The organism is Ectothiorhodospira lacustris, from assembly GCF_022227785.1.
Classification (GTDB): Bacteria; Pseudomonadota; Gammaproteobacteria; order Ectothiorhodospirales; family Ectothiorhodospiraceae; genus Ectothiorhodospira; species Ectothiorhodospira lacustris.
The window spans coordinates 1-2,439 of record NZ_JAJNQM010000149.1; the positions used below are offsets into that span (position 1 = coordinate 1).

Below are 2,439 nucleotides of genomic sequence, written 5' to 3' on the forward strand. Positions count from 1 at the left end.
CCGGCCAGACCGATATTCATGATGGTGTGGTTGACGATCATCTGCTCATTCAGCGTGTTCTGAATGACGGTGGCCCACCCGGCCCCGGAAAGCTGCTCGATCCGCATGCCGTCCAACCCGGTCATGACGTGGAGGCCACCCAAAGCCTCCAGGCCCACGCGCGTACCGGCCGAGTCAAGCAGGACGGTGTGGGCCATCACCTCACCATTGATGGCGGTGATGCGCTCCAGGCCCAGCGTCAGCTCGAAACCACCTCGCCGCACCAGCCCCCCGCGCTGCTCTGCCAGTTCAGCATCCGGCACCCGCGCCCATTCCAGGGACTCCAGGAAGGAGGGGTCCGCCTTGGACGAGGCAAACGGTGTTGCCGCCACCCACAGAAAGACGGCCATCCTTCGAACCATGCCATGCAGCACGTCACCCATATGCCCTCCTCAACTACCAGTCGGAAGCCCTGGGCAGGGACAGTATGAAATTGGACAGCCCATCGCGTGCCAGTGCCGTCCCGTAGGGTGGTTTCGTCAGCGCATCCCAAGCCACCGGCGCATTGAAATGCTCACGACCACGGCTGACCTCGTCACGGATCAGGAACAGGATATCGTTGCTCCAGATATCCTTGAATCCGGCCACGGAGTAATCCCGAACACCCAAGGCCGGGTCCCCCAGCAATACACGGCCGTCACGAATCCCCTTTATCACAACAAAGTGCCGATACCCGTCAATATCCACCAGGGCGATGGCCGGCACACCCAACTCATCCAGCTTTTCCAGGGGGAGACGAAACCCGTCCGACCCCAGCCCCTGTCGTGTCTGCAGATAGCGCTTCATGTCCAGCATGGAAAAACCCTGCATCCTGATCCGTTCCTGGTCTCCCATTTCGAACATGGCATTGAAGGTATCCTGTTCCGAAACAGGCCGTCCGTAATGATAGGTCAGCAAGGTTGCCAGTGCCGCGGATCCGCAACTGAAGTCATAGCGCTGACGGATCACCGTCTTGAAGCGCATCGCCTGCAGGCTGGTCACGCCCACCTCATGGCTGCCCACAAGACCCGGAACATGCACCACCCCGGATGCCTGCAAACCGGCGGGCAGGGTCAGCATGACAGCACCGACCAGCATGCCCACGACAAATAGCCTCGCCATCACGGCATCAGGGTGAAACATTGACATTCAGTATCAGGGACTCCTGGATGATGACATTATGTCCCGTATTTTGAATGATCGTATTGATACCCTGAGCGTGCTCCAATACACCCATACTCAGGACGTTGTCCCCGCTGGAAAACACCCCCTCCATGGTTGTATTCGAAAGACCCGCATTGGAAGTCATATGACTCAGCTGAAGGGTCGATATATTTTGTTTGGCCCTCTGCATCTCCAGGGTGTCCACATCCACCGCGACAGGCAAAGCAAAATCATCTGCATGAACAGGTAGGAGCATGGTCGTTCCCACCATCAGCAGCATGGTGGTGCCGGCAAGGACTGCTCTTGACTTTTCGTACCCGAACATCCTCGCATACCTCCACAGTCTGGGATTTGGTTTCAGCCGCGAACGGCGGACATGAAGTCCGCCGTTCGCGCAGTACCTGAGCCATCACGAACTCAGGTCCATCTCTCAGTTGCTGCCACCATTCCCGCCCGGCAGACCCAGGTGAGCCTGGACAGACACCTGTTGCTGCACCAAGCTGTTGGTCCCGGCATTCTGTGCCACTTGGGTGATACCTGCGGAGTTGCTGAAGCCACTGTCGCCGATCATGTTGGAGGCGGTGTAACTGTTTTCCCCTTCGATATACAGATAGGTATCGGTCACCGCACCGCTCAGATCGTTCTCCGACACCACCATGGAAGCAATGTTGACATTGAAGGAATCGGCAACGCTGTTATCAATGGTCGTCGTACTCACGACACTGTTGTCGGAGTTATTGGAATTATCCGATGAATTATTGCCGGAATCGGCAATGCTGGTGTTGAAGGAGTCATTGACACTGTTGTCAGAGTTATTGGAGTTATCCGACTGATTGTTCCCGGAGTCGGAAATATTGAACGAGTCGTTCACGCTGTTATCCGACTGATCGTTACCGGAGTCAGCCACGCTGGTGTTGACGGTGGTATTGATGCTGTTGTCGGACTGGTTGTTTCCGGAATCGGCAATATTGGTGTTGGTGCTGTTGTCGGAGTTGTTGGAATTATCCGACTGGTTGTTGCCGGAGTCGGCAATATTGGTATTGACACTATTGTCGGAGTTATTGTTGCCGGAGTCGGCAATACTGGTATTGGTGCTATTGTCGGAGTTGTTATCCGCCTGGCTATTGCCGGAGTCGGCAATGCTGGTATTGACGCTGTTGTCAGACTGGTTGTTGCCGGAATCGGCAATACTGGTGTTGGTATTGACACTGTTATCCGACTGATTATTGCCGGAGTCGGCAATACTGGTATTGGTGC

Annotated in this window: 4 protein-coding genes; all 4 read right to left on the reverse strand. The window is 55.7% G+C overall.

The window, feature by feature from the left end:
* On the reverse strand, positions 1-422 hold a 422-nt coding region (locus LQ952_RS15690; protein WP_238623552.1), incomplete at its 3' end, for a hypothetical protein.
* A gap of 13 nt (positions 423-435) precedes the next feature.
* Positions 436-1,167, reverse strand: coding sequence for a C39 family peptidase (locus LQ952_RS15695; protein ID WP_238623553.1), 732 nt, complete (start codon positions 1,165-1,167; stop codon positions 436-438).
* On the reverse strand, positions 1,148-1,507 hold the full coding sequence (locus LQ952_RS15700; RefSeq protein WP_238623554.1) for a hypothetical protein: 360 nt from the start codon (positions 1,505-1,507) through the stop codon (positions 1,148-1,150). The genes LQ952_RS15695 and LQ952_RS15700 overlap by 20 nt, the downstream gene beginning before the upstream one ends.
* A 105-nt stretch (positions 1,508-1,612) precedes the next feature.
* A partial coding sequence (locus tag LQ952_RS15705) for a hypothetical protein (protein WP_238623555.1) occupies positions 1,613-2,439 on the reverse strand: 827 nt, incomplete at its 5' end.

Excerpts from the sequence above, each read along its gene's own strand:
- LQ952_RS15700 (WP_238623554.1), bottom strand. The coding sequence starts at position 1,507 with ATGTTCGGGTACGAAAAGTCAAGAGCAGTCCTTGCCGGCACCACCATG.
- LQ952_RS15695 (WP_238623553.1), bottom strand. The coding sequence starts at position 1,167 with ATGTCAATGTTTCACCCTGATGCCGTGATGGCGAGGCTATTTGTCGTG.